At 55.1% G+C, this 21,815-nt stretch carries 13 protein-coding genes; 1 reads left to right on the top strand and 12 read right to left on the bottom strand.

Annotation, left to right across the window (positions count from 1 at the left end; all coding sequences use genetic code 11):
• Window positions 1-146: 146 nt before the first annotated feature.
• From BHV64_RS12750 to BHV64_RS12720, 7 genes are read right to left on the bottom strand one after another with little or no spacing between them, the layout of a single operon-like run.
• A complete protein-coding gene (locus BHV64_RS12750) occupies window positions 147-1,598 on the bottom strand; it encodes a hypothetical protein (RefSeq protein WP_229104379.1) in 1,452 nt (483 codons plus the stop codon).
• Window positions 1,599-1,640: 42 nt separating this feature from the next.
• Window positions 1,641-3,857 (bottom strand): glycosyl hydrolase family 28 protein, encoded by a 2,217-nt coding sequence (locus BHV64_RS12745; protein WP_288116170.1) that lies wholly within the window; start codon window positions 3,855-3,857, stop codon window positions 1,641-1,643.
• Between the two features lie 37 nt (window positions 3,858-3,894).
• Complete coding sequence (locus tag BHV64_RS12740) at window positions 3,895-5,301, bottom strand: glycosyl hydrolase family 28 protein (RefSeq protein WP_288116169.1); 1,407 nt, start codon at window positions 5,299-5,301, stop codon at window positions 3,895-3,897.
• A 2-nt stretch (window positions 5,302-5,303) separates the two neighbouring features.
• Window positions 5,304-7,037: a glycoside hydrolase family 5 protein gene (locus tag BHV64_RS12735; protein ID WP_254886326.1), complete on the bottom strand. Its 1,734-nt coding sequence runs from the start codon at window positions 7,035-7,037 to the stop codon at window positions 5,304-5,306.
• Between the two features lie 29 nt (window positions 7,038-7,066).
• The gene (locus BHV64_RS12730; RefSeq protein ID WP_217726864.1) at window positions 7,067-7,939 is read right to left on the bottom strand and encodes a discoidin domain-containing protein; all 873 of its coding nucleotides are present in this window, start codon (window positions 7,937-7,939) and stop codon (window positions 7,067-7,069) included.
• Between the two features lie 29 nt (window positions 7,940-7,968).
• Window positions 7,969-9,819 (bottom strand): RagB/SusD family nutrient uptake outer membrane protein, encoded by a 1,851-nt coding sequence (locus tag BHV64_RS12725; RefSeq protein WP_217726866.1) that lies wholly within the window; start codon window positions 9,817-9,819, stop codon window positions 7,969-7,971.
• Window positions 9,820-9,841: 22 nt separating this feature from the next.
• Window positions 9,842-12,910 carry a SusC/RagA family TonB-linked outer membrane protein gene (locus BHV64_RS12720; protein ID WP_009599108.1) on the bottom strand — a complete coding sequence of 1,023 codons (3,069 nt, stop codon included), beginning with the start codon at window positions 12,908-12,910 and terminating at the stop codon, window positions 9,842-9,844.
• Window positions 12,911-13,250: 340 nt separating this feature from the next.
• On the opposite strand from BHV64_RS12720, the gene BHV64_RS12715 reads away from it, so the two are divergent.
• Window positions 13,251-14,108 carry a metallophosphoesterase gene (locus BHV64_RS12715; RefSeq protein WP_231839889.1) on the top strand — a complete coding sequence of 286 codons (858 nt, stop codon included), beginning with the start codon at window positions 13,251-13,253 and terminating at the stop codon, window positions 14,106-14,108.
• Window positions 14,109-14,167: 59 nt separating this feature from the next.
• Here the strand turns inward: BHV64_RS12715 and BHV64_RS12710 are convergent, their stop codons facing one another.
• From BHV64_RS12710 to BHV64_RS12690, 5 genes are read right to left on the bottom strand one after another with little or no spacing between them, the layout of a single operon-like run.
• A complete protein-coding gene (locus BHV64_RS12710) occupies window positions 14,168-15,004 on the bottom strand; it encodes an endonuclease/exonuclease/phosphatase family protein (protein WP_009599127.1) in 837 nt (278 codons plus the stop codon).
• An 8-nt stretch (window positions 15,005-15,012) separates the two neighbouring features.
• Window positions 15,013-17,007 carry a glycoside hydrolase family 65 protein gene (locus BHV64_RS12705; RefSeq protein WP_015546734.1) on the bottom strand — a complete coding sequence of 665 codons (1,995 nt, stop codon included), beginning with the start codon at window positions 17,005-17,007 and terminating at the stop codon, window positions 15,013-15,015.
• A 4-nt stretch (window positions 17,008-17,011) separates the two neighbouring features.
• Window positions 17,012-19,027: a glycoside hydrolase family 97 protein gene (locus BHV64_RS12700; protein ID WP_288116165.1), complete on the bottom strand. Its 2,016-nt coding sequence runs from the start codon at window positions 19,025-19,027 to the stop codon at window positions 17,012-17,014.
• Between the two features lie 49 nt (window positions 19,028-19,076).
• Window positions 19,077-20,186 carry an acyltransferase family protein gene (locus BHV64_RS12695; RefSeq protein WP_014775057.1) on the bottom strand — a complete coding sequence of 370 codons (1,110 nt, stop codon included), beginning with the start codon at window positions 20,184-20,186 and terminating at the stop codon, window positions 19,077-19,079.
• Window positions 20,187-20,218: 32 nt separating this feature from the next.
• Window positions 20,219-21,805: a beta-N-acetylhexosaminidase gene (locus BHV64_RS12690; protein WP_014775056.1), complete on the bottom strand. Its 1,587-nt coding sequence runs from the start codon at window positions 21,803-21,805 to the stop codon at window positions 20,219-20,221.
• Window positions 21,806-21,815 lie beyond the last annotated feature (10 nt).

The following is a 21,815-nucleotide window of genomic DNA, read 5'->3' as shown; positions in this document are numbered from 1 at the left end:
ATGGCTTTCATATTATATACTTGATTCTTCAGGCCCCGCAGGCCCACACGACTGCCGTTCGGGGCGATACCGGGAACGGACTGCTAAAGTCCGCTCCCGCAAATCCCCATTCAGCGTATCGCAGGAGGGAAACTCCTTTCCGACAACTATTTGTACTCCCAAGTCGAAACCTCCAGTTCGCCGACATTCACGTCGAGCACATCCGTAATGGTCGCACCGTCGGTATTAACCTTAGATGTCATCACGCATTTTACATACTGATAGGAGACGCTTCCATCCTCCGAGAATGCGATCTTGCCCGTCGTCACTTGCGCCCCGGCGTCCGTGGTCGGAGTGGTCTTGTCGGAGGTGAAAGTCATGATCTTCACCCAATCCGCATTGCCACCGCCGTAATCGGCTCGCGTATTGCTTGCGTAAATGTCCATCGTCTTGATTTTCTGACCGCCCTTACCGCCAGCCTTGTTCCAGTAGTCGATGGTCACGCCCTGCTTGGCAGCGCCGAGGTTGATATACCAGATGGGAGCTGTACGGTCCCATTCGGCAGGACACCAATAGTTGCTTCCGTCCGTTTTGTTCCCGTCATAAAGGTTGTACTGCCAGAATGTCTCGCCCCAGCCGGAATCGCCTCCATCGGACGACGCCCAGAAATTGTCGTATCCAGGAGCGGCTGTACCGCTGATCGGAAGGGCTGTCGGACCCATCCACTGCTTGTCAGGGGTAGTCTCGTCGATGGTAAAGCTGTCGGAAAGATTCACCACCGTGCTGTCCCAGGCCGCGTAGGTAATCGCCGAGTTGAGGTTGACCTTCGAGGAGGAACTGCCGGCTTCGACCGTCGTCGCCAGTTCATACTGCCCGTTGGCCGCGATCCGGCCCGCAGGGGTGCTGGTGTAATCCGTGCCGTTGACGCTGTAAGTCAGCGAGAGGTTGGAAGCCTCCGTATCGGTAGGCATCACGATAGCGTTGCCGACGAACTTGCCTTCGGCATTCTTGGTGAGTACAAGACTTTTCGATGCGAACGCAGCTCCGCTCTTGGAAAACGCGCCGTCGAGACTCACCTGATCGTACATGTTGCCGATCGTCAGGGTGATGCTCTCGGCATCGACGTTCTCCAGTCCGCTGACCGTCACCGTGACCGATGCCACGACGCGCTTGAGCTGGAGTGCGGCCGCCGCGCCTTCGGCACCGACCGTAACGACGTCGGAATTACCGACCAACAGTTCGGGAATCTGAGCCGAAATGTCGGTTATTTTGACACGTGCATCGGCAACGGCATTCGAAGCGGCGACACCCGTAAAAGTGAGATTCGCCTCGTCGCTGGAAGCGACAGCGTAAACGGTGTAGCTACCCGGCTCGACGGAGAAGGCTCCTAAAGACGCAGCGTCGGCGGCGCTCTTTGCATCCGCAATGTTACCCTCCGACACCAGAATCGCCCGGTGTGCATAAGCAGCCTCGGCGGCATCCGCCGAGCGGGTCTCGATCTTCAGTTTCGGTCCGTTGTCGGGAGTACCTCCCGGAATCTCCTCCGAAGAGGAGCAGCCCGTCAGAATCATACCGGCCAGCATGGCGACGGCAAATGTGTACATGGAACACTTTTTCATAATTATGCGTTTAAGGTGGTTAATAAAATTTTTTTATTGATTTCAGGCGGTTATTCGAACGTCACGTTCCGGACGTATCCGTTTATCTCCAGATGAGGCCCCGATCCGTCGGTTACCGGCGCGCCGTTGACCGTGAAGTTCCCGATCGTCACTCCGTCGATCGACTGCGCGTCGCTGCGTCCTCTGTTGTCCATAAAGTCCGTCGAACGCCCAGGCGTTGGTGAAGTGCGCGCAGAAAACCTTTCCGCCGTCGATGTCCTCGACAATGATGTTTTCGAACGCAATATCCTCGAACGTGCCGTTATCGGCGATCATCACCGCCATCGCTCCGGGATAGATCCCGTCGTTCTGACGGTTTTCCAGCACGATGTTGTCGTGGAACCGGATATTCCGGAATGCAATGCCCCGCGCCTCGGGACCGACGAGCATGTTGTGCGCCTTGTCGGCCCAGAAAACACAATTGCGGATCTCGTAATCGTAGACATCAAACTTGTTCTGCGCCAGATAATAGACCGTCCAGATGGAAGCGTCGGTGAACGATCCGTCGGAGGCGGTGTGCGCGGTGACGTAATCGGTCTTTCCGTTGAAGGCCTTGATAGTCACGTTGTCGTCGTAGTTGCGCTGGAACGTATTCTCGACCAGTACATTGCGGCAGCAGATGAAATCCATGCCGTCGGAGTTCATGATCCAGCCGATCTCCTTGATGTTGTCGATATGCACGCCCGTGCTTCCGACGATCTTGAGCGTCCAGTTCGGCGTGTCGCGCAGCAGGATGCCCTCGACCTTGAAACCGTTGCAGTCGAAGGTTTCGATCTGCGGCTGGCGGCCGTCACCGTGATTCTCCTTCGACGAACAGAGGATGCCCCGCCCCCGGATCGTCAAGTTGCGGCATCCCTTGGCATAGATGCTGCCGTAGACCAGCGCCCCCTCGTCGAGATAGATCGTCTGATTATCCTTATAGAGAATCTCCTTGCGCCCCATATTATGAATGCCGGGACCGAAATAAGTTACGTTGGCACCCGTCGGGATCGCCGTGTCGGGCAGGTCGGGCAGGATGAAGAGGTTCTCCATCCGGTTGTCGTCGAACTCCACCGAAACCTTTTGCGCGGGATCGTCCAGTTCGAACTCGACGCTGTTCGGGGTCTGCACGTTGGGCACGATGCCGTAAGAAAGCGGACGAATCTCCACTTTCGAAAACGTCCCCGCACGGCGGGTCACACGGACCTTCAACGGAGCGGCGAACGCATCGGTGAACATTGCAAAGCCCATGTCATGCTGGACGTACCCCGCAGCCGGATTGGCGGCATAGTCCGAAACTTCGGTATTGTACACGAAAATCTCTTCCCAGCATCCGTTGCGGAAAATCTCCACCGTGAAATCGTCATTGGCCGGACGGTCGTCCATGGCGGGCAGCCCGTCGTCGGGAATCGTCGTCGGAGCGTCCCAGGGGAGATAGCTGATCACGGGCGTAAGTTTCAGGTCGGTATCGTCCTTAAATTTCGCCGCGACCGAAAGCGCGTATTTCCGATTAGCCTCGATACGCGTTTCCTGCACGGAAACATAATTCTTTCCGTTGATCGTGAAGCGGAACTCCAACGTCGCGGAGGCTGTGTCAGTCGGCAGGACGACGGCCTGGCCGACATAACGTCCCGCGCTGTTCCGAGCCAGCACGATCGCCTTTTCGGAAAATTCAGCCCCGCTGTTTCCGGGCGTTCCGTCGGAGGCGATCCGGTCGTACATCCGGGGAATCGAGACCGTGATACTTTCGCAGGAGAGCGCTTCCAGCCCCACGACAGTCACCGTAAGGTGAGCCACGGCCCGCTTCATCCCGACCGGAGCCGAAACCGATCCGGCGACGGCTTCGAAACGGCTGTTGCACCCGATCAGCAGGTCGGGAATCGGAGCGGTCATGTCCGTTATCCGGACGCCGTACTCCGACAGAGCGATCCCCTCCGCTGCCGGAAAGGTCAGATTATCCTCGTCCGCAGCAGCAACCGCCAGCATTCCATAGGTTCCCGGCTCTACCCGAAACGGTGCGAGCGCCGCGGCGGATGCCGCAGAGACGGACTGCGCAACAACGCCTTCACGGATCAGGCAGACACGGTGGGCATAGGCGGCCTCCGCAGTCACGGACTGCGGTACGGCCCGCACCATAGCCATTCCGCCCGCAACCAAGTCCGAATCGCACGCGGAGTCGGAGCAGGCGGCTGACAGCGCGGCCGTACACAGGGCAAGAGAGGTTATTAAGATTCTTCTCATGACAAAAGTCTATTCGAACGTTACGTTTCGGACATATTCATTGATCTCCAGATGGGGGCCCGATCCGTCGGTTACCGGCGTGCCGTTGACCGTGAAGTTCCCGATCGTCACTCCGTCGATCGACTGCGCGTCGTTGCGTCCTCTGATCCAGCTCTTGTCCATAAAGTCCGTCGAACGCCCAGGCGTTGGTGAAGTGCGCGCAGAAAACCTTTCCGCCGTCGATGTCCTCGACAATGATGTTTTCGAACGCAATGTCCTCGAACGTGCCGTCGTCGGCGATCATCACCGCCATTGCCCCGGGATAAATCCCGTCGTCCTGACGGTTTTCCAGCACAATGTTGTCGTGGAACCGGATATTCCGGAATGCAATGCCCCGCGCCTCGGGGCCTACGAGCATATTGTGCGCCTTGTCGGCCCAGAAAACGCAGTTGCGGATCTCGTAGTTGCAGACCTCGAAATCGCGAAGCCCGGCAACCATCCAGATCGCCCCGTCGGAATAGGAGCCGTCGGTATTCGTATGGGAAGCGATGTATTCGGGCGTGGCATTGAAAGCCTTGATGGTCACGTTATCGTCGTAGTTACGCTGGAAGGTGTTTTCGACCAGCACATCGCGGCAGCAGATGAAATCCATGCCGTCGGAGTTCATGATCCAGCCGATCTCCTTGATATTGTCGATATGCACGCCCGTGCTCCCGACGATCTTGAGCGTCCAGTTCGGCGTGTCGCGCAGCAGGATGCCCTCGATCTTCAGATTGTCGCAATTGCGGAACTCCATCTGCGGCCGCCGGCCGGCGCCGTGATCCTCCTGCGACGAACAGAAAACACCTCGTCCTCGAATTGTAAGGTTGGCGGCATTTTCAGCCTCGATCCGTCCCAGCACGACCGCCCCTTCATCGAGATAGAGAATACGGCCGCTTTCATTCGCAATACGGATCACACCCGCATTGTGCACCCCGGGACCGAAATAAGTTACATTGGCACCCATCGGGATCGCCGTGTCGGGCAGGTCGGGCAGGATGAAGAGGTTCTCCATCCGATTGCCGTCGAACTCCACCGAAACCTTTTGCGCGGGATCGCCCAGTTCGAACTCGACGCTGTTCGGGGTCTGCACGTCGGGCACGATGCCGTAAGAGAGCGGACGAATCTCCACTTTCGAAAACGTCCCCGCACGGCGGGTCACGCGGACCTTCAACGGCTGCCGAAACGAGTCCGTAAACAAGGCGAACCCCATTGTATACTGGGTATATCCCGCCTCGGGATTGCCGGCATAATCGGAAACCCGAGCATTATAAACGAAGATCTCCTCCCAGGTTCCGCCCCGAAAAACCTCGACCTTATAGGCGGCGTTTCCGGGCAAGACGTCCCGGCCCTCCCCATAGGCTGTTCCGGGCATCAGGCAAACAGCAAGTATCCAGAATACGCCCTGTGTAATCTTCAACAACATTCCTATTCAGTTTTAAATCCATACTTTTGCAGCAGAACTTTCGCCTCTGCATCTGTCAATTCCTTGCCGGTCAACACTTTCAGCAGAGGACAGTTGATCCGGTAAATGCCATATTCCATATCGACAAATCCGAATCCGCCGTCGAGGCACTCCCAAAGCGTCCATGGAATATTATTTGCCTCCATGGCAGCCACCATATCCGTGAACCACGCCAAACGCATCGCTTCCGCGACGTTTTTACTGCATCCGAATTCGCCGCAATGTACCGCAAGTCCGGCATTCCGACCGTCGGACGCCGCATTGGACATTTCACCCATAATCCGGTCGGCATTGTAGGTCGTTTTGTGAAAAGAGGCATACTGCGGGTATTTGTCAGCATCCGACTGAGTGGGAATGACCACCCCCGGATATTGCACGGCTCCCTGATAGCCGACCCACGCCAGCATCTTATAATGCGACAGCAGCATCGGGAGATAATAATGGAACGACACAACCGCATTGGGATCTTCCTCGGCCACCCGTGCATACTTGATGTAGTTGTAGTCCTGCCAGCCCATTGCCGGGACGAATACGATCCGTTCGGGGTCCTGCTCTCGGACTGCCGTCAGAACCTCATTCTGGAGCTTATTCCAACCAGTTGCGTCGGGTGTCCCGTCATGCGGTTCGTTCAGCAGTTCAAAGGCCACGCACTTCGGATTGTGAGCCTTGAATTCTGCAGCAAGTTTTCGCCAAACATTTACGAAATGGGTGCGAAATTCGGGATAGGCAGGGTCGTACAACTCCTCCTCCCGGTAACTGTCCGAGCCTTCACGGGGAGCCAGTGTGTGCATGTCGAGAATCGCATACATGCCGTTTTGCTCGCACCATGTAAAAAGTTCGTGTAATTTCCCGACGGCCTTTTCGTTAAACTGCCCCTCCCGGTCAAAGATGCACAGCTCGTCGACGGGAACCCGGAAATGGTCGAATCCCAACTCTTTCCACAACGGGAATTGAGCGGGCATGACATAGCCCAACCAGTCACGATCGGCTTCCGTCATCCAATAAGCGAGGTTCACGCCGCGCCGAAACCGGAAGTCAGAGAGATGATCTGCCACCGATATCGGAGCAATGTCGGCAACCAGTCTATAAGTGTACGTATTGCGGCCTTTGTAAACGGAAAAACTCTCCCCGGTCGAAAGGTCGTACGAAACCTTTTCGCTTGTCGGCCGATAGCCGTCGGAAAGCGTGATATCCAGCGGTACGGCACCCAACAGCTCCTCCGGATATTCCGAAGCATAGATCGTCGTGATCGGGAACGAAACCGTCCTCGTCTCATGGTCAATCACTCCCTCGATCGGTTTCCCGCGAAACAGGAAAGAGGCCGACAAGACCGGAGTTTCGTTCCGGGCTGAGATTTCGTAGGAGACCTCCCCGGCTCCCGAGCTGACCGTCACGGTTCGGGGTTGCGTCAGGTCCATCGTCGTCTCCGGTTCCTTCGGAGAAACCATCGCATACCCGGGATTCAACTGGAACGTCAACTCCACGGCATCCACATCCCGCTTTTTGTCGAAAGTCAGACGGATCGTCCGCTTGCCGTCGTCGATGACCGCCGAAATGGAAGTCCGCCCGCCGTCGGCAGCGGTCACCAGGGCAAAAGGCTTATTCGCAAATACGCCGTCCAGTCCGGAATCTTCCCCACAAGCAGGCATCAATGCGACATAAATTAGCAGCAATATGTATTTCAAGAGTTTTTTCATCTTTATCGTTGCTTTTTCAATTATGATTGTCATTCGGCTTCGGGATCGACCAATTCCCGCACGACCTCGTAAAATTCGATCTCTGCGAGTGAAAAATAGGGCTGGTAGACATCGGTTCCTTTCACCACCTCGTATTTTACATGGGAAATAGGTTCTTCCGACAGAAACAACTCCGAAGTGTAGGAGGAACCCAGATCACCGGGCAGGTTATCCAATTGGGCCAGCAACGCCCACGTTTCGCCATCCGGACTGCCGTAAATATTCACGGTCTTGGGCAGCGAACCGTTCGCTTTCTTACGGTTCCAATATTGGAATTTAAGCGCTGAAACTTCCTTGCGAAGATCGAAAGTCAGGTGATGATAACCCGTAGGCTTCAATTCGGGATAGGTCCACTCATCCCAGAAACTCTGGAAAAAAGTATCCGGATTTCCATCCACAAGCAATTCCAGGGGGCCTTCGCTCGGCTCCTGGGCATTGGTAGCCAACTGGTCTGCTGCGAGCGGGATCAGATTCTCCGCAACAACCACATAATAGGACTCGGCCTTTTCACACTGCCGTTCGATATAGACGGGTTGCCCGGGCGTTCCGTTTACATCGTAAGCCGTAAATGTGAAACGGTACTTCCCATATCTGTTCAGCAGTCCGTCAATGTAGAGGGTACCGGTATAGCGGCTGCACTGCTTAGAGACTGTCGTCTGCGTGCCGAAATCGTAATACGAAACCTCGGCATAGAGGAAGTCGCGGCTTTCGATCGGGTTCCATGTCAGTCGGATCGCTCCCGGAAATGCCTCGGCACGGATTCCCTGTACGGCGAGCGCCGTCATGGCCGGCTCATCGTCCCCGCCGCACGAAACGCCGCACGAACAGGCAAAGAGCAACAGTATTTTATATATGCTTTTCATAGATGCAGTTTTTCAAATTCGTGATTCTGTCAATAACCCGGATTCTGGACGAACTTTCGTTCGTTCTTGTTGATGTCATCCTTGGGTATCGGCATCAGGTAATGCATCGGAGTCATGAACTTGCGCTGGACGATCACTTCAGTCACCCGGAAGAAATCGGCATCGGACTCCCCGTTGTAATTCATGCCTTTGGGGCGGACGTTGAAATACTTGTCGCCCTCTTTCCAACGGCGCACATCCCAGAAGCGGTGCCCCTCCAGATAAAGTTCGATAGTCCGCTCCTGACGTGCCATGCGGATCATTTCGTCGCGTCCAAGCGTCAGCCCCGCCTTTTCGAAAGCCTCGTCTACCGGGTCCAGTCCCGCCCGTTCGCGGACCGGTTTCAGCGCTGCTACCGCTTCGTCAATCCGTCCCAAGTTGGCATAAGCCTCCGCAAGATTCAGGTACAGCTCCGCCATGCGAATCACCGGCCACGGATAATGCGGAGCGGCAACATCCTCCTGAATATTGTTGTAGAGCGGCGAACAGCCTTTCTTATTGAGATATCCCGTAGGGGTGTAGTTCGTCGTGCGCTCCTTGATGCCGAAAACATCGTTTTTGCGGAACCTCGTCTGCACGATGTTCGCGTTGTCGTCAGCTCCGTCGCGACGGAGCACTTCGTAATACCCGTTCTGGAAAGCCACCCACGCATAGAAGCGAGGTTCACGATTGATATTCAGGTTCATGGTCACGCCGTCGCAGACATCGTTATGATACTCCCCGTAACGGTACCTCCCGGTATAGTCGTATTCCGGATCGAGATCGATCGGAAGTCCGTTTTTCGAATAGAACATCTCGACCATCGTCAATGTCACACCGACACCGTTGCCCGATGACGGACCCACGCGGTAGGGAGTGGACTTGTATTGCAACCCGTAATGGCCCTCTTTCCGGGTATCGGCCCACAGCACCTCTTTCGAAGTGTTGTAATCCATGAAATTCAGACGGAGCACCCGATGCACGGGATCGGTCGGTTGGGCGAACCTCGACGTAGCCACCGGACTTTCGGTATAGAGTTTATAATCTGCGGCCTTAGCGACCTCAATGGCCTCCTCGGCTGCGGAAGCTGCCTTTTCCCATTTTGCCTCCGAATAAGTCTGGCTGATCAGATGGCGCCCGTCCACCTTGCTGACGAAATTCGCATAGTATTCGCTGTTCCCGTTGAAGAGCGGGGAAGCGGCATAGAGCCACAACCGTGATTTCAGTGCTTTGGCGGCAACGCTCGTGGCCCGGCCGTAGGCCGTGGAGGTCTGCTCTGCCGGCAGCATCCCGGCCGCTTCGTCGAACAGGTCAGAGATCCACTGCACACATACGTCGTAACTGTCCCGCTCGGGGAAGTCTGCCTTGTCCATATCGATGGACATGACGCCCTTGATAAGCGGAATCGGACCGTAGTTCTTCAAAAGCAGGAAATGGTAATAAGCGATCAGAAATTTCGCCTCGCCCTTGTAAATCCGAAGGTTCGCCTCCGTCATGTTGGGCACCGCGTCGATATTTTCCAGCAGGATATAGCACCGCCTGATACCTCCGAAAAGCGTATTCCAGTAGGAGATCACCGGTTCGCTGGCGTTGTAGTTCCCCTTCGGGAAATTGGCGAAGGTCTCGTGCTCCCAGGGAGTGACCACCTCGTCGGCCGTCATCAGGTCCAGCGAAGCTGTTTCGTGACGCGGATTGGGCAGGAACGAATAACAGGAATAGAGATAGCGTTCGGCCATCGTCGGGTTCTGGAAGGCGTCTTTCTCGTCCGGCGTCTCATCGGGGACTACGTCCAGATAACTGCACGCCTGAAACAGGAATGCGGCAGATAAAATCAGGGATAGAATATGTGTGTAATATTTCATAGGATTTCGTTTGGAATTTATTTTATAACGTCATCTGGATTCCAATGTTGAAAACCCGCTGGGTCGGATATTTCAGTCCCGATCCGCCGCCCTGTTCGGGGTCCCACAACTTGAATTTCGAGAAGGTCAGCAGGTTAGATCCGCTGATGTAGAAACGCATTTTCTTGTAGGTATAGCCGATCTCCGCGTTTTTCAGTTTCAGGAACGACGCGTCGCGGAGCCAGTAGGTCGAGGCAACCGTGTTGTTGCCGTATTCCACGACGCTCAACCGCGGATAGGCCGCATAGATATTCGGATTGCTTTCGCTCCAGTAATCGTCGGCGACGAACTGCATGACGTTGCGCTTGACATTGTTATTGATACCGAACGGATGGAATCCGCTCATCACGAGCGACGTATTGGCCGTACCCTGGAAGAAGACCGAGAAATCGAGTCCTTTCCACTGCGCTGAGAACCCGAACCCGTAGACGATCTCCGGCACTTCGGGATACCCTGCATAAATACGGTCGTTCGAATTGATCGTGTTGTCGTAGTTGCCGTTCGCATCGGGCTGGTTGACGTATTTGATGTCGCCGGCCATGATTTCACCGCCCAGCAGTTGTTCAGGACTGTATTTCACCTCGTTATTGTCGATAAACAGGCGTTGCGCCTCATAAAGCAGGAACGAATTGACCGAACGGCCGACCCGCGAAAGATTGGGATACTGCAGGTAATCCGGCTCATCCTGTTCGAGCACCCGGTTGCGGGCGAAGGTGAAGGTTCCTTTGGCAGAAATGAAGAAATCCTTGCCGATCTGATGGGTATAATCCATCGAGAGATCCAAACCGCGATTTCTCACCTTACCCAGATTGCCGTACACTTTTGTCGTAGCCGTTCCGAGAAAAGCCGGAACTGTGCCGCGTTCCAGGAAAATACCGCTCCGGACCTCCTGAAACAGATCGACCATTACATTCAGTCGGTTATAAAATTGCAGATCGACACCGACATTGAGTTTTTCTCCGGTTTCCCAAGTGATCTTCTTATTCTCGAAACGGTTGTAAACGGGACCGCTCAGCGTATACTCCCCGTCGGCGCCCGTCGTATATCCGGCTCCGGAAAGGGAGAGGTCCGACATGTACATGAAACGCGTCTCCTCGCTGTCGTTTCCCACAAGACCGTACGAACCGCGGAGTTTGAAATAAGAGACGGCCTTCTTGATAGGCGCCCAAAATTTCTCCTGACTGACCACGTATCCCACGGCCACCGAAGGGAAAAAGCCGAAGCGCCGTCCCTCGGCGAAATTCTCACTGCCGTTGTATCCGAAATTGGCCTCGATGAGGTAACGGTTGTCGTACCCGTAGGTCAGACGGCCCGCAAGGCCCTGTTTACGCTTGGGCAAAGAACTGAACAGACTACCGGGATTTCCGAGCGCAGTCTCCTCCTGATTATACACGACCATAGCACTCACGTCATGACGGCCGAAACTGCGGTTATAGTTGATCATTCCCTGGATATATATCTTGCGGTCTCCGTCAGTACTGCTGGAGGTGGCGAGTGTCGTACTTTGCTCGTTGCCGCGGATCTCCAGATCATAGTCTTCCAATCCGTCATCGCCCGTATGCGTACCCGAAATTTCGTAGGAATTATAACCTGCCGAACGCGATGTCTGGGTATAGGAATAGTTCTTGAAAGAGATCAGCGCCGAAGCGGAAAGCCCTTCGGTGATGAAATCGAAATTCTGATCCAGACTCAGATTGGCGTTCAATACGCTCTGGAACTCGTCTTTGTAGCCGGTAACCATTTCAGCCACGGGATTCTTCACCATGGCTTTGCCGCCCCAACGGATATGGTTTACCGTCGGATCGTCGGGAAAGGTTATCGGCATATCGGCGGGATTGCCGTTCATGATCATTCCGAAAATGTTTTCGCTGCTTTTCACCGGCCCGTGCGTATCCCGGAGCTGGGTGTTGATTTTCAGCGACACTTTGGTAGACTTCGTAAGATTGACGTTGACATTGTTCTGGAAAGCGTAACGCCAAACCGAGTAATTGTTGTTATAGGAGAAGTAATCCCGGCTCAGGTTCTTCAACATACCTTCCTCGTGACGGACGGTGGCGCTCATGAAGTAATCGACCCTCGAACTGCCGCCGCGGATATTGAAGTTAAAGTTTTCGTTGACTGCCAAATTTTTAAACATCTCATCGTACCAATCCACATCCGGATAGATATATTTGTTGCTGCCGGCCCGCGTACCGTCGATCTTCGCCTGCGTATAAGGAATCTGCCCCGTACCGCGCGTCAGAACCGACTCGTTGTACATCTGCATGTAGGTCACCGCATCGACCGTTTCCGGGCGGCTCGTCGGAGTCGAAAGAGCCGTCTCGAAGCGAAAATTAATGACCGGCTTATCCAGATTCTTACCGTTCTTCGTCGTAACGATCATCACGCCGTTGGCTCCCCGCGAACCATAGAGAGCGGTCGCCGTAGCATCCTTGAGCACCGAAAAACTCTCGATAATCTCCGGGTCCAGCCCGTTCAGTTCATTCGCGTCGATAGCCACACCGTCAAGGATGATCAACGGCTTGGTCGCGGAACCGAACGTGGAGATACCACGTATCCAGAAATCCGCCTGGTCGGCACCGGGCTGTCCATTGCGCTGCACGGCGATCACACCGGCCAGGCGTCCGGCAAACCCGGTCGACAAACTCGACGAAGGCATCCGCAGTTCCGCGGGAGCGATGGACTGTACCGAACTCACCAGCATGCCTTTCTTTTGCTGGCCGTAACCCACCACCACAACTTCGTCCAACGCATTGGCGTCCTGTTTCAACGCCACGTTGAGATAATTCTCACGGCCAACCGCAATCTCCTGGGCTTCATACCCGACATAGGAGAAAAGCAGTGTTTTCCGGTTTGCCGGCAGGTTGATCGAAAACATTCCGTTCAGGTCCGTCGTAGTACCGATGGTCACACCTTTTACCTGTACGGTGGCTCCGATCAGCGGCTCTCCGGTGGCCGCATCGGTGACAGTACCGGAAACCGTTCGGGGAGCAGACTGTGCATATATTCCGCAAGGAACCGCGAAAATACCTCCGGACAACACGGCGAGCATAATCAACCGCGCAGTCCGCAACATATTATCAATCTTAATACATTTCATGATTTTCTGGGATCAAACATTAGCGATTCGTAGAGATGGGACCCGACTACAAATAGAGAACGGGATAAGAAGTAATGTCGTAAACGTGTGTCATGAGCATGTTTCATTTTACAATTTTCAGATAAAGTAGTTTCGGTTGAAATGCCGATACAAAATTCTTCTCTTATTTAGAAAAAAGGTCGAAATTTTACCGGAAAAACACCGGAAGGAAAATAAAGTGGGATTCCTTCGTTTTTTTTTGGATTTCGGCAACCCATTCGTTATTTTTGGCTATGCATTCATCTATAATCCAATGAAAAAGATCATTTTAACAACTCTTTGCTGTCTGACGGCCGCACTCACATCCGCAAGGGAAAAATCTCCGGTCACGATCATCATGCAGGTTTCGGACCCCCAGATGGGGTTCTATGCCGACAACCGCGACATGGCCTATGAAACCCGCACCCTCACAAAAACCGTCGAAGCAATAAACAGGCTCCGCCCCGATGTCGTCGTCTTCGCCGGCGATTACGTGCACAATGCAGCGGACGAGAGCCAATGGACGGAATTCCTGCGGATCGTCGCAGAAATAAATCCCCGCATCAAGACCCTTTATCTCCCGGGCAACCACGACGTCCGGCTGGAAGAGGGTTCCGTCGATGTGGAACCCTACACGAAACACCTCGGAACCGACCGCTTCTGTGTGCGTGTGAACGGGATCCTACTGACCGGCATCAACTCGGATTACCTGAAAGACGAAACCCGGGACCCCTCGAAAGAAGAGAATCAGTTCCGGTGGCTGGCCCGTTCGCTCAAAAAGAAAAGGGCCAGCCGGACATCTCTTGTCTTCGCACACCACCCGTTCTTTCTCCGGCAAATCGACGAACCGGACGGCTATTCGACCATTTCGCCGGAAAAACGCCGGAGATATTTCGAACTGTTCCGGGAAACCGGTGTGCAAACCGTCTTTACGGGACATTTGCACGACAACGCGGAGACATCGTACGACAACATCGGAATGATAACCACGAGTGCCGTGGGCCGACCGTTGGGAGACGCTCCTTCGGGAGTGCGGATTATTGTCATCAAGGATCGAACGATCATCCACCGGTACTATCCGCTCGATGAAATACCGGACGCTCGAACCGGACTGATCCAGGCTCTCCGATAACGGAGTTCAAATTCCGGACGGTACGACGAGGCCGGTTCGACGAATCGGCCTCGTCGCTTTCAGAGCGTAAAAACCATTGCTATCGGATAGTGATCCGAAATGTAAGGCGCCCCGTAATCGCCGTCGAGGGTGACGAACTTTCGACATTTCATCCTGCCGCGGTAGAAAAGATGATCGAGAATAATCGTGTCCGGAGCCGATCCGAAACCATTGAATGTTCCCTTTTGATCGGTTTCCGCCGCTGTATCGCGTGCCGAAGCCATCAGTCTGGTCAACGGCTTGAGATGCGGATTGTCAATGGATGTATTAAGGTCTCCGCCCAAGATAACCGCCGCTTTCTTACCGGCAATCTGTCGAATCTTCGTCACGATCAGTTTCACGCCCTCCTCACGGGCAATTTTCCCTTGGTGGTCGAGGTGAGTGTTGAAATAGAAAAACTCTTTGCCCGAACTCTTGTCGCGCAATTCGACCCATGTTACCGTGCGGTTGCAGGCGGCATCCCATCCGCGCGACACGTTGTCGGGAGTCTCGCTGATCCAGAAGGTGCCGCTGTCCAGCAGTTCGAACCGGTCGCGGAGGTAGAACACCGCCATCGTTTCGCCGCCTTCGGCCCCGCCGTCACGATCTTCGCCGACACGGGCATACCGGGGACATTCGGTGTCGATGTAATACAACTGGTCTTGCATGGCTTCCTGCACGCCCATCACATCGGGAGCCTCCTGCCGGAGCATTTGCGCCGTGGCGTGACGACGGTTCGGCCAACTGTTGTCGCCGTCGCGCCCCCAACTGGTACGCATATTGAAAGAAATCAGTTTGATAGATACTGCATCCTGACCGGCCTGGACCGAGTTCGAGAAACAGAACGCAAGCAGCAAAAAAAGCATTGTCTTTTTCATCGGAATATTTATTGGTTCGTTGCCTGATAGATTTTACCATTTATTTTGATTCTCAGATTCTTCCATTGCGGCGGCAGGACAGACGGGCGCTGCACGAGACCGTCCGCCGTAATCTCCAGCCCGCCGAATCCGAACAGCACGGCCTGCAACATGCCGCCCGCACCCGTCATGAAATAGGGATTGCCGCTGGTGGCCGTTTCGGCAAACACCCCGAACGGCGGCCGCAGGTTGGGCAAGTAGGAGCGACGGAACATTTCGCAGGCTTTTTCGGCCATTCCGAGCCGGGCATACTGAATCGCAAAAACCGAGTAACTCATCGCCGGACCGTTACGCGGATCGATTCGGCGCTCGTAGTATTCCAGATCGCGCAACTGAGCTTCGCGTCCGGTCACGATGCCCAGCGGATAGCCCAGCAGGTTGGCATCGGCCTGTTTGATCATCTCGCCGTCGTAGCCGGCATGCTCGCGCGTCGTTCCGTCGGCGAAGTGCGGGATGCGAAGGCCCGCGGCTACCGCACTCCACTGCGGATCGGGACGCTCGCCGCAAAGCTCCGCCGCAGCCGAAGCGTACTCCAGTGCCCGGCGGGCCGCGCCGTTGGTAAAGGCATTGTCCGTGACGCCGACGGCGTATTCGTTGGCTCCGATCACATTGCGGATCGAGTAGCTGCCGTCGGCATTCGCCGTAACGCGATCGCACCAGAAACGTGCAGCCTCGCGCATCAGCGGGAAACCCTCGCGGCGCAGCCACTCCCGGTCCTGCGTCACACAGTAATAGTTCCAGCTGGCGATGGCGATATCGGCTGTAATATGATGTTCGAGCGGACCGGTGAGGGCAAAGGTCGGCGTAGCCTCCTCGCCCCGGTCATCCCCTTCCCAGGGGAACATCGCGCCCCGATAGCCGTGGGCGTAGGCCCGACGACGGGCCGCATCGAGTCCGTCGGTTCGGTAATCGAGCATCTGGCGCGCCAGGCAGGGCCGGAGCACCAGCAGCGCCGGATACATCCAGATCTCAGAATCCCAGAAGATATGACCGTTGTAAAAGCCCCGGGCCGAAAGGCCCATCGGCGGAATACTCCGGCGACTGCCTTCACGGATAGAGCCGTAAAGGTTGAACAAGGCGAAACGCACATCCAACTGTGCCGTGGGATCGCCTTCGATCTCGATATCGCCCTGCCACAACTCCGCCCATTTCCGTTCGTGTGCCGCAACGAGTTGCGCCGCTCCCTCCCGGGCTGCATAAATAGCCTGCCTTTCCGACTCATTCCACGGGTCGGCGAAAGCGGCTGTAGTACAGATTGTTCCCACAAGGGAGAACGACGCCCGGCCGCCCTTGCGCAGAACAATCCTCACGCTTTCCGGTGAGACCGCTTCGCACCCTTCACCGCAAAGGAAAGTCGACGAAGCCACAATATGGTCGCGGCCGCGGTTGTAACTGCCGGAAGTGCGCTGCACGGCAATACGGCTGCCGTCCTCACATCCGACCGTGCGCGACTCCCGCAGGGTGTCGGCGAACTCTCCGGGAACGGTATGACCGTTTGAAAAAAGAACCTCTGCATCGCGTTCCGCCGTCACTTCCACCTCTGTCATAAGAGCGTAAGGCATGTTCCGCAAGGCCCGTATACGATAGACGACCGTCACACCGTCCGTTGAAAAACGGGTCGTGTGCACTGCACGCCGCATATCGACCGACTGATGCTGTGGACGGATCTCCGACGGATCGAATCGATGACCATCGACAGCCATTGTCAACCCCAGCGGATTGATCCCTTCCAGAATACGACTCACATCATCTCCGAACCCCGGCTCATAACTCCCTCCCAGAATCACAGAACCGAGGGCAAAAGGCTCCCGATCCACGGCTACGCCAATTTCTCCGTTGGCCATGGCGACGGCAAAATAATCAGCCGTGGTATCTCGTGCGGTAATTACCCACCCTTCGCTGCGGGCATCGACCGACAGCGGAACGACCGCCAGCAGCACGACCCAAAAAACAAGTCTCATCATGGTTCTATTCATTTACGGGAACAAACGTCACGGCTTGCCCGCCACGGGCAGTCATTGCAATTTCGAGCATATCGGCAGAAGTCACGGTCCGTTTTTCGATGCGATAGTTTTCGGGATTCTCCGCAGAATCCGGAGCGTCGGCATAGATCGTTGCAGTATAAGTCATACCGGACTTCAGGAAGCCGAGTTTCTGGGTCAATGTCCGGGGCTCATCGTTCGTGCCGGCGCCCAGGAAGAAACTGTCACCCGCACGGCGTACGACGACAATATATTCGCCGGGTTCACCCTGCAATGCTTCGGACCAGTCACAGTCGGCATCGAAATCCCGGAAGAATTGGAAAGCCGGATGTCCCTCGTAGTTTTCGATCAGATCGGACGCCATCTGAAGCGGAGAATAAATAATCACCCAGTTGGCAATCTGACGTGCCAGCGTAGTCTTGATACAACACGAATTGTTGTCGCCGTTCCACTCCTGCATTCCGGTTTCCCGGCCCCGGACGCGCGAGTAATCAAGATCGAATACCCCCGGCGTATAATCCATCGGACCGCTCAGGAGCCGTACGAAAGGCAGTGTACAGAGATACTCCGCGGAGTTCCCTTCCGACCATGCGTTCCACTCCATGCCGCGTGCCCCCTCCCGGGTCATCATATTGGGCCACGTGCGGCGAATGCCCGTATCCTTGATCGGCTCGTGGGCATTGATGACGATCCCATAACGGGCCGCCGTCTCGACGACACGCTGGTAGTGCCGCACGCCATACTGCGAGTGGTGGAGCTGGCCGTCCCTGAAGCCTCCGGCATATCCCGTTTTGACGGCATGCACACCCAATCCGGCATAGCGCTGCATAGCCGTTTCCAGAGCCGCTTCATATTCAGGAATATTACCACCCGTTTCATTGTGCATCCACAACTCGATGTTCTTCTCCCGGGCATACGCGGCAATGCGGTCGAGATCGAAATCTGCATAGGGCTTCACATAATCGAAGTGCTGCGTTTTACCCCAGTTCTCCCAGCCTTCGTTCCACCCTTCGAACAACACTCCCTGAATATTGTTCGCCGCTGCGAAGTCAATATGACGCAGAGCATTCTCCGTCGTCGCTCCATGCCGGGGTCCCATTGTCCATGTATGGGTGCCGAGATGCAGTCCCCACCATACGCCGATATATTTCTGCGGTTTGATCCACGAAGTGTCAGCAATCTTCGAAGGCTCGTTCAGGTTAAGGATCAGCGACGAGTTGATCAGGTCCACCGCTTTGTCTCCCACTTGGATCGTCCGCCACGCCGTCATGAATTTCGAGGGAATACGAGCCTTTATACCGTCAGGCAGCGGAGCCAACTCGGCTTTGAAGGCCAGCGAATCGGTCCGGTAGAGATTCATTTCGGGGAAATCGTACAGCGCCGCTTCGTGAATCGAACCGTATGTGCCGTCCACACGGAATGTGAAAGGCGTATTGGCGTTTTCGACGGCCGAAACCGGCAGTTCGCGATACAACAATTCATAGGTGTTGAAATTTCCAGGAATCGACCACGACACGCCGTCTTCGGCGAAGCGGAATTCGGTCAGTTCATCGGTGACGGTCAGCGAATCGAGGTCCGGCACCTCCCATTCATAGCGGAATGCCACACCGTCGTCAAAAGCCCGGAAACGAAGCGTCAGCAACACGCCGTCGTCGTTTTTCAATACCGCCGTCATTTCGTTGTGGCAATCGCGCAGGATTTTATTTTCGCCCCACGGCTGCGTCCATGTTTCGTCCACGGACCTTTTCACAATCTCCCGTACCGAAAAGCCGCCGGCGAGGTTCCGTTCTTGCACCACGAGGCCCAAGGCAGAAGGAAGGATCAAAGGTTTGCCGTCGCGTTCGACGGTATAGGCCATGCAGCCGTCGGCGCCCGTCACGAACGAAAGGCGTGTGCGCCCGTCGGGAGAAATTATCTCCGGATTCCCGCCGCATGCAAACAGAAGCAAGCACACACAGGACAAAAACAAGTTCCGGAACGAGAACTTCAAAGTTTGGTTCATGCTAAATTTATTTAAATGAGGTTATTGTAATTTTCGGGCTATTTGCCGGTCATACCTTAAGGAAAGTGTTTTTTCGATACAAGAAATAGAGAAACAGCCAGCAGAGCACGATATAACCTATATCGTAGATCACCGCCCCTACTGTTTCACTGCATTTGGAAGCAAGTCCGCCGACGAAAAAATCGGACGCATAACGCAGTGGAATAATCCGCTGCGCCATATAAATCGTAATGGAATTCAATCCGATAACCCGGAAAACGAACGTCCATCGTTTGTACCCGCACACGTCAATCAGGTAATAAAACAAGGCGGTCATCCCCAGCGAATAACCGGAGACCACGCAAGTGAACGAACTGCTCCATAAATTCTTGTTGACCGGCATGATAAGATTCCAGCACAAGCCCGCCGTCGTGATCGCCAGTGCGGCGACGGCCATATAGAACGCTTTCCAAGAGCCAGAGAGCCCTCTCCGGCCATCGAGCAAAAATTCGCCGGTGAACATTCCGAATAGAGCCGATACGACTGCCGGCAGGGTGCTCAATATCCCTTCCGGATCGAATGCCCCGTAAAGGATGTGTCCGGGAAGGTACTGTCGGTCAATCCATCCGGCCAGACACCCCTCCACCGAAAGCGGATCGGCACCGACCGGAGCATCGGGGGCTACGACCAGGCCGAGCAGCAGTGAATAGCCTATTAGGATAATCCCGGCAACAGCTATCCGAGTTCTCACGCTGCAATACACGCAGAGCAGTGCGGCGAACATCCAGGCCAAGCCGATCCGTCCCAGCACGCTTGCTATGCGCAACGAGGAGAAATTGAGCTCGAACAACCCGTTATAAACCATTCCCAACAGGGCAAGAATCAGTCCGCGGCGGAAAATCCGGTCCAGAATCCGTTTTCTGCCGAATCCGCGTGCACGCTGTTTGGCCAGCGAGAAGGGGAACGCCACGCCTGCGATAAAAAGAAACAGAGGAAAGATCGTGTCTTGAATCGTTAGTCCATTCCACGCCGCATGCTGCATCTGCGACGCAAGCATATCGGTAAAAGATCCGGGCCACAGTGCGCACAACGAGGTCACGAGCCCTGAAAAGCCCATAATAAAGAACATATCGACCCCCCGCAGGGTGTCCAAAGATAAAAGTCGTCTGTTCGGGTTCATCATCGCAGTATATTTAGCACCGGTAGACCGATTTATTCGCCCGTTCCATCGAAGAAATAGGAGGCGTAGCGATAGCCGCATTTGTCGTAAAGTTTCCGGAATACCGTCATGCGCCGGGTGAAATCCCCGAAATCGCGGCGGTCGCAGGCCCATCCCACCTCCGCTAATGCGGCCAGCCGCGGCAAGGCCATATGCTGTGCATGGGCAAAAGAAGCGATATATTCCGTCCATATATTCCCTTGTACTCCCTGAATACAGGATTGTTCCGCTGAAGAAAGACGGTCATAGGGATCGAACGAATAAACCTTACGAACCGGCACGTAACCGCCGATACCGAGTGGTTCGAGGCGCTCCGGCTCCTGCGTCTGAAAATAATCGAGATAACAATGCGTGTTGGGGGTCATGATCACCTGATTCCCGGCCTTGGCAGCGGCAACGCCGCCATCGGCACCGCGCCACGACATAATCGTAGCCGTCTTTGAAATCCCTCCTTCGAGTATTTCGTCCCACCCGATCAGATTGCGCCCCCGGGCGTTGAGCCATTTTTCAATCCGATGGACAAAATAACTCTGCAATTCGTTTTCATGCTCTAACCGCTCATTACGGATACGCTGCTGACAGGCGGGACAGCTCGTCCAACTCTGTTTGGGACACTCATCCCCGCCGATATGGATATATTCCGAGGGAAACAGTTCACACACCTCTGCAAGCACGTTCTCCATGAATTCGAACGTCGAATCCTTGCCCGCGCAATAAACTTCCGGGAATACGCCCCATCGCGTCCGTACCATATACCCCTCACCGGCACACCCCAGCCAGGGATAGGCCGCCAGTGCCGCCGAGGCATGTCCCGGCATTTCGATTTCAGGGATGACCGTAATGAACCGTTCGGCCGCATAGGCTACGACGTCACGAATTTGTCGCTGCGTATAGTATCCTCCCGAAGGTATGCCGTCGTAGATATTCGTATTGCGTCCAAGGACTGTTTCGGCACGCCGTGACCCCTCTTTCGTCAATCCGGGATAATGCCTGATCTCGATACGCCATCCCTGGTCGTCGGTCAGATGCCAGTGAAAACGGTTGAGTTTGTGGAGCGCCAATATGTCGATGAACGTTTTGATCTCGTCAACCGTGAAGAAATGACGGCAGCAGTCGAGCATGGCGCCGCGATAAGCGAAACAAGGTTCATCCTCCACATGCACTGCCGGAAGTCGCATGCCATACTGCGAGATAAGTTGACGCAAGCTCTGCAATCCGTAGAAGAGTCCCGAAGGGGAACCGCCCGTCACGGCGACACGCCCTTGGCCGATGTCGAGCGAATAGGCCTCCGCCCTGAGCGCCGGATCGATCCCGAGTACGATGCCGCTTTCGGAAATTCCGGAAACTTTCAGCCGAAGTCCATGTTCTCGGCAAATATCCCGCACGAAGAGTTCCGCGACACTCCGCAACGCTTTAGCCCCGCCGGGTACAGCGATCCGCGATCCGGCGGAGAGCACCGCTCCTTCGCCAGTTGCGTAAGCGATGTGCTGAGGCATGGGAACGATCGCGGGAGAATCCGCCGCTCGGGTTTCCGTAAATGAAACAGCAAGCGCCATGACGGCAAAAAAAACATTTTTCATATCGGTATGT

This window comes from Alistipes sp. 56_sp_Nov_56_25 (genome assembly GCF_001915285.1).
Lineage (GTDB): Bacteria > Bacteroidota > Bacteroidia > Bacteroidales > Rikenellaceae > Alistipes > Alistipes shahii.
Note: the sequence above shows the minus strand (reverse complement) of the source record. Positions and strands in the feature narration are given on the sequence as shown.